Source organism: bacterium (genome assembly GCA_028820935.1).
Lineage (GTDB): Bacteria > Actinomycetota > Acidimicrobiia > Spongiisociales > Spongiisociaceae > Spongiisocius.
This window is the reverse complement of the sequence record JAPPHZ010000021.1, coordinates 71,685-78,748: the sequence shown is the minus strand read 5'-3', so window position 1 is coordinate 78,748 and position 7,064 is coordinate 71,685. Positions and strand designations below refer to the sequence as shown.

The 7,064-nt window shown below is 67.4% G+C and carries 5 protein-coding genes; 2 read left to right on the top strand and 3 right to left on the bottom strand.

The window, feature by feature from the left end:
• On the top strand, nucleotides 1-3,060 hold a 3,060-nt coding region (locus OXM57_05070; protein ID MDE0352039.1), incomplete at its 5' end, for an insulinase family protein.
• A gap of 96 nt (nucleotides 3,061-3,156) precedes the next feature.
• Here the strand turns inward: OXM57_05070 and OXM57_05065 are convergent.
• The 3 genes from OXM57_05065 to OXM57_05055 form a co-directional block, all read right to left on the bottom strand.
• On the bottom strand, nucleotides 3,157-3,726 hold the full coding sequence (locus OXM57_05065) for a hypothetical protein (GenBank protein MDE0352038.1): 570 nt from the start codon (nucleotides 3,724-3,726) through the stop codon (nucleotides 3,157-3,159).
• A 191-nt stretch (nucleotides 3,727-3,917) separates the two neighbouring features.
• Nucleotides 3,918-4,763: a DMT family transporter gene (locus OXM57_05060; GenBank protein ID MDE0352037.1), complete on the bottom strand. Its 846-nt coding sequence runs from the start codon at nucleotides 4,761-4,763 to the stop codon at nucleotides 3,918-3,920.
• Between the two features lie 34 nt (nucleotides 4,764-4,797).
• Nucleotides 4,798-5,733, bottom strand: a complete 936-nt coding sequence (locus tag OXM57_05055; protein MDE0352036.1) for a DMT family transporter — start codon at nucleotides 5,731-5,733, stop codon at nucleotides 4,798-4,800.
• Between the two features lie 175 nt (nucleotides 5,734-5,908).
• On the opposite strand from OXM57_05055, the gene OXM57_05050 reads away from it, so the two are divergent.
• On the top strand, nucleotides 5,909-7,064 hold a 1,156-nt coding region (locus tag OXM57_05050), incomplete at its 3' end, for a hypothetical protein (GenBank protein MDE0352035.1).

Below are 7,064 nucleotides of genomic sequence, written 5' to 3'. Positions count from 1 at the left end.
ATCGAGTTCACCAAGCTGGGCGTCAGCTACCAGCAGGCCCTGGCCAACTACATCTCCGACGATCTCGGCGGCAACATCACGGCCGAGGACTACCCGGCCGGCGGAGGGGGACGGATCGTCGCCCTCGAACCCGGACCGGAGCCCGTGGTCGAGCCCGAGCCCGAACCCAGGACCGTGACCGTGAAGCCGGGCGACACTCTGCGCAGTATCGCCATGGCCCACCTGGGCGACGAGAACCGCTGGCCCGAGATCTACGACCTGAACAAGGGCGTGGTCCAGGCCGACGGAAGGGCGCTGACCGATCCCAACCTGATACGCGTCGGCTGGGTGTTCCAGATCGACCCGGTGGCGTTCCCCATCGACTCGGCGGTGCGGGTCGGCACGCTCGACAACGGCTTCACCTACTACCTGCGGAGCAACGACCGTCCGGGCAGGAGCGTGACGCTGCGGCTGGTGGTGAAGGCCGGGTCGGCCAACGAGTCCGAACCGGGCCAGGGGCACGCCCACTTCCTGGAGCACGTGGTGTTCGAGGGCACCGAGGCCTACACGGCCGAGTCCCTGAACTCGACGATCCGGAGCCTCGGGGCGGAGTTGGGTCCCGACACCAACGCCTACGTCAGTTACGACCAGACCGTCTTCGAGCTGACCGTGGCGGCCGATCCCCGCGAGAACATCTCCACTGCCCTTCACGTGTTCTCGCAGATGGCCCACGCCGCCACCATCGACCCGGAGGGGGTGGTGGCAGAGCGGGGCGTGGTGCTCGACGAGCTCCGGTTCCGCGTCTCGGACAGCTACGGGTACGTCGGATCCGAGTTCGACCGTATCTACACCATGGGGACGGCCTACGAGGGACGGTGGCCGGGCGGCACGTTCGAGTCCGTCGAGGCGACCACGGCAGCCGACCTGAGGGCGTTCTACGAGACTTGGTACGTCCCGTCGAACATGGCCATCGTCGCGGTGGGCGACGTCCCTCTGGACGAACTCCAAGCCCTGGTGGAGGAGCACTTCGGGCCGATCCCAGCCGGCGATGCCCCGCCGTTCTGGCTGCCGGTGGTCACGCCGGACCCCGAGCCCTCGTACCACGTGGTCACGGACGAAGGACAGGGCTTCTCCTACATCTCGCTGGACATCCCGATCCCGACATCCGAGTCCGGGACAGTCGACGGGCAACGCCTGGGCCTGATGGAGACGCTCATCCGGCTCATGGTCCTGAACCGTCTCGAGGATGCCTACTACCGCGGTGAACTGACCCAGGTGGACAAGCCCGACTTCAGCAGCTTCAGCCACGGTCGGGCCTTGCGCTTCTACGGGACCAACTGGCAGGGGGAGAACCTGGACACGGCCTCCGCCGCTTACTACTCGGTGCTGCTGACCGCCCAGGAGTACGGCTTCACCGACGTCGACCTGGCCATTGCGCGCGATGAACTGGTCACGGCGCTGGACCACGGGCTGGAGACCGCCGCCACCATCACCGACCCGGCGTACGCGAACGCTTACGTCTCGCACTTCCTGTTCGGCGGCGACATCAGCGCCCCTCAGGACCGGCACGACCGGCTCACGGCGCTGCTCGAAGAGATGACGGCCGAGGAACTCACCGACCGCTACAGATGGATGATGGAGCGGTCCGCGCCGTTGGTGATCGCGGTCGGCCCCGACCCGGCCAGCGTGCCCACCACAGCCGACCTGGAGGCCGCCTTCGACGCGGCCGTTCCCCGCAGCGAGCCCCCGCCGGTGGAGCAGGGCATCGACCAGTTGCTGCCTCTCCCCGATCCGGTCGACCCGGTGGCAAGCGGTCCCACCGGCGTGCTGGACGGCCACGAGTGGTCGTTCGCCAACGGGGCGAAGGTGGTGTTCGTGTACTCCGACATAGAGGAGGCGACCGTCGATCTCCGGGCCAGGGCTCTCGGCGGATGGTCAACCCTCGAACCCGGAGCTCGGGCCCTGTCACCCAGAGCTGTCGAGGCGGTGAGCGGCAGCGGGTTCGGCGACCTGACCAAGTCCCAGATAGATCGTTTCCTCGGCGAGAGGTCCGTATCGCTCAGCGCTCTGATCGCTGAGAGGACCGAAGGTTTCAACGGCAGCGCCAGCCCGGACGATCTAGAGACACTGTTCCAGCTCATTCACCTGCTGGTCACCGCACCGAGGGTGGACGACCTCGCTTTCGATCAGGCACGGAACAGCGCTGCCATCCGCACCCAACTGGCCGAGGTGAACCCGGCCTGGAAGGCATGGGTGGTAAGCAACGAGGCCCGATTCGGGCTCGAGTGGCACCGGCCGGTGGCGACCCGCGAGCAGCTCGCCTCGATGACCGCCGAGTCGTTGCTGGACCTGTACCAGCGCCGACTCGCCGATGTGGACGACATGGTGGTGGCGGTGGTCGGCGATGTCGACGCCGAGGTGGTCGAGCGCCTGGCCCGCCACTACATCGGGACGCTGCCGGCGGGTGAGCCCGACACGTATGTCGACCGCCACCGACCCGCCCCGACCGGACTGGTACGGCGCGAGATACCGGTCAGCGCGGACGAGACCGCGGTGATGGAGATGTCCCACGAGACCGAGATGGCGGTGACCCCGTCGCTGAGGGTCAACGCCCACGTGCTCAGGGTGATCCTGGACAACCGCCTCACGCTGCTGGTGCGCGAGGAGTTGGGCGCCTCCTACGTCACGCAGGTATCGATCAGTCCGGCGTTCGCTCCGCGGCCGACGGTGTACTCGGACATCGTGTTCACCGCCGACGCCGCGGGTCTCGACGACGCCCATGCCAGGACCCTGTCGATCCTGGCCGACCTGGTGGCCAACGGACCCACTGCGGAGGAGCTCGACGAGGCCTTGGCAGTAGCGCGCGTCGACTACGGCACGCCCGGCAACGGCAGGCTGCTAGGCGTGCTCACGAACCGTCTGCACACCGACGATGAGAACCTGCTCACCCCCGAACGCTCCTTGGAGGAACTCGCGAAGGTCACTGCGGCCACCGTGCAGGCCCTGGCCATCGACCTCTACGACACGGAGGACCGGATCGAGATCGTCCGCATACCCACCGGGGCCGGCGGGCAGTACTGATGCGTTAACGGGGTGCGCGGAACGGTACCCGAGGGGCGTAAATGTCAAGCTGCGGCTTGGTCGGGGGCGGTTTGTCGGTGTGCCCGGGCGGTGTGTTTAACTGAACCACGGCCAGCGGTGTTCACGAAGTAGTTGAAAGTTCCCGATGGGCCGCCGGGTGTGTTGGGTCAGTGCGGTCAGGGCGGCGATTCGAACGTCGCGGTAAGTGTCGTCTGCGAGTTTTTCCAATACATGGGAGGGTGTGTTCGGTTGTTTAGCCACTGCCATACGCACATACCAGTATTCGTCGGCGGACAGAGTCTCCAACACGGCTACGGGGGTGCTCCGATTCCTGGCAACACGCACGCGAACCTGCCAGCTGTCGTCGCCGGCCAGGGTCTTCAGAACGGCTGGGGGCAGCTTCCGGATCCTGGCGACGCGCACTCGAACCGCCTGGTCGGTGTCGGTAGACAGAATCGTCAACGCGGCCATGGGTGTGCTCGGATTCCAGGCGGCTGCCCGTCGAACCGTCCGATTGTCGTCTATGACCAGTGCAGCCAACGCGGCTGCGGGTGTGCTCGGGTTGGACGCGACTGCCTTCCGAACAGACGAGAGGTCGTGGGCAGCCAGTTGTTCCAGCACGTATGGCGAAGTATCAGGGTCCCGGGCTAGTCGGACATCGCTCATCGTCTATCCCTGTCTGCGCCTTGGGCCTGATACCGGCAGGGCAGTCAGCACGCCGGCGTGTAAAACGTCTTGAGATTCCTGGGTGACCATGGCCACCATAGCCGTGCCGTTGACGCGTCCTGCGGAGAGATCGGCGATCTATACCGGATCACTACGACACCCGGTCGGACCGTTTGGCCTTGATCAGTCCTCTACTCCGGCCGGTCTCTCTCCAGGCTCTTGAGTGTGGCCCCAGAGTGCAGGGCGAGCACGACTACGAGCATCAGGCCTCCCACCAGGGTGGCGCCGTGCGGTGCCTCGCCCACCGCTATCCAGACCCAGAGGGCGCCCAACACGGTCTGTAGCAGCAGGAGCAGGGCCACCTCGGGCGCCGGGATGTATCTGGGGCCGGTGGCGATCAGGCCGAACGCCAGCGGCACTATGAGGAGGCCGACCAGCACCAGCATGATCCAATCCCACGCGTCGGCCGAGGCCGGGCTGGCGGCGGGTAGACCGATCAGGCCGGCCAGGCCGGCTCCGAGGGCTACCGCCGGGACCAGGTTCAGGGACGGTCGGGACCGGAGCACCACTAGCGTCCCGCCGATCGCTATGGCCGCCACCAGACCGGCGAGGGTGCCGAGTAGGTCCCCCGTGACAAGCGAGCCCACCAGGATCACCAGCGTGGCGACCGACGCTCCGCCGATGGCGAGCCAGGTCCGGCGCGGGACCGCCTCCCGCAGCACGATGCGGGTCAGCAACGCGGCGAACAGCGGGCTCAGGCTGATCATCAGCAGGGTGTTCGCCACCGAGGTGTGGGTGATCGAGTAGATGAACATCACGTTGTCCAGGGCGAACAGCAGGGCCGCGATCACTCCGGCCAGGCCCATCGCGCGCAACTGGCTGCGCCATCCTCTTCTCTCCATTACCAGGAAGAACACGAACAGGCCCGGCGCCGACAGGACCCCGCGCACGAACACCAGCGTCCATGCATCAACGTCCATCAACCGGATCGGGACACCCTGGACGCTCAGGATTATGACCCCGGCGGACGTGATCAACAGACCCTTGGCCGGATCGGAGAGACGGGAGAACCTACCCGGAATCGTGGACCTCCCGGTCGGTGTGGCTGGCGGCCAGGTCGAGGCTTCTCAGGGTCGCTACGGAGTGCGCCGCCAGCACCGCGAGTAACACGACCCCGCCCACCACGGTAGCCATGCTGGGGACCTCCCCGACGGCTATCCACACCGCGAACGCGCCGAGCACCGTCTCGAGCAACAGGAGGAGGGCGACCTCGGCGGCCGGGATGTACCTGGGCCCGGTGGCGATCAGGCCGAAGGCCACCGGCACGAGGAACAGGCCCAGGGCGATGAGGTACACCCAGTCCTGGGGACTCGCCGAGGACGGGCTGGAGGCGGGCAGGCCGACCAGAGCCCCCAGCGCCGATCCGAGCGCCACGGCAGGGACCAGGTTGAGGTGCGGGCGCGCCCGGAGCACCACCAGCGTCCCGCCGAGCGCCACCGCCGCCACGAGACCGGCGAGGGTGCCCGGGAGGTCGCCCTCCACGAGGGAGCCGAGCATGATGATCGAGGTGGCCACAGCTCCGCCTGCGATCGCCAGCCAGGTGCGCCTCGGGACCGTCTCGCGCAGCACCATGCGGGTGAACAACGCGGCGAACAGCGGGCTGAGGCTGATCAGGAGGAACGTGTTCGCCACCGAAGTGTGGGTGATCGAATAGATGAAGCCGACGTTGTCGATCGCGAACAGGACCGCGGCGAGAAGGCCCGCCATCCCCATCGACCGCAGCTGGTCCCACCAACCGCGCCTCTCCATCACCAGGAAGAACACGAAGAGGCCGGGGGCAGCCAGAACTCCCCGCAGGAACAGCAGCGTCCACGAATCGACCTCGATCAACCGGATCAGGACCCCTTCGCCGCTGAGGATCAGAACGCCGACCGTTGTGATCAACAACCCGAACGCGGGGCGGGAAAGGCCACCGACCCTCTGCCGATCCAGATCGTTCCCGATCACACCACCTCCGTAAACGGTCGGTCGGATCGTATCGGGTCGGAGCCGGATCGGATGGCAACCGACCCCGGAGACGGCGACCGTCTCGACTCCCCACCAGCCCGCCGCTGACACATTTCGGCGACATTTGATCGTTAGAACCGGAGCCACATGATCCTCACGAAAGGTGGTGAAGGGGATGGATCGCAAGGCACGGAAGACCAGGATCCTGGGGGTGGCTCTCGGGGTCTTGCTCAGCGCCGGGCTGTTGATCGGCTGTACGGCCGGCTCCGAGGGACCGGAGGGCCAGGATCTCGCCGGCAGCGAGATGAGCGACACCCGGGAGGGCGCCGAAGGCGGCGGTGAGCACGGCGGCGGGGAGAGCTCCGGCGAGGGACGCGAATCCGGCGGCGAGCATGGGTCCGGTGAGGGCGACGGCGAGCACGGCCCCGGCGACGGTGAACATGGGCCCGAAGGCGAAGGAAGCGGCGAGGGCTCCGACGGCGGTTCCGAGGCCAACGAGCGCGCCATGTCGAGCCCGATCGTGCCCCTCGACCAGGAGTGGGAGGGCGTGCTCGGAGGATTGGCCGTCACGGCCCGTTACGACCAGGCCACCCGCACCGTCTACACAACGGCCCGCAACACCCTCTCCCACGTACTTTGCTATGTGCAGACCGAACCTCACATTAAGTCCGGAACGAGGACCGTGGGGGAACTCGGTCCGGGCGTGATGGGGCACCTGAGCCCCGGAGAGGCGGCGGCGTCCGTGCTGGCGGTTGCCGACGAACCATCGCTCGCCGGGGTCTCCTACGACGGGTTGGTCACCCACATGGAGGTATTCGACTGCGGCGGCGCCGGTCCGGTCCCTCACTCGGCCGAAGGCGGCGAGGGCGGCCGCGAAGGAGCAGGTGGCGAGGGTCACGGTCCCGAAGGCGAAGGCGCCAGTGAGGGCGGCGGTGAACACGGCTCCGGCGGTGAAGAAGGCAGCGCAGCCATGTTGGGGGTGGGTCAGACCTTCGACCAGGTTCGCGGCGGTGCCCGGCTGATCCTCAGGTATCACCCTCCCAGCAACTCGTTCAGGGGTACCGTGGAGAACACCACCAACGGTGTCCTCACCCGGGTCAGGGTCGAGGTGCACCTGTCGAACGGGACGGAACTCGGTCCGACGGTTCCGGTGGACATGGCGCCGGGCGAGGTGTTGCAGGTGAACATGGCGGCCACGCAGGAGCCGTTCACCGGATGGATACCTCACGCCGAGGTCGGCAGCGGCGAGCATGGCGCCGAAGGCGAAGGCGGACACGGCGCCGAAGGCGAAGGCGGACACGGCGCCGAAGGCGAAGGCGGACACGGCGCCG

Excerpts from the sequence above, each read along its gene's own strand:
- OXM57_05065 (MDE0352038.1), bottom strand. The coding sequence starts at position 3,726 with ATGAGCGATGTCCGACTAGCCCGGGACCCTGATACTTCGCCATACGTG.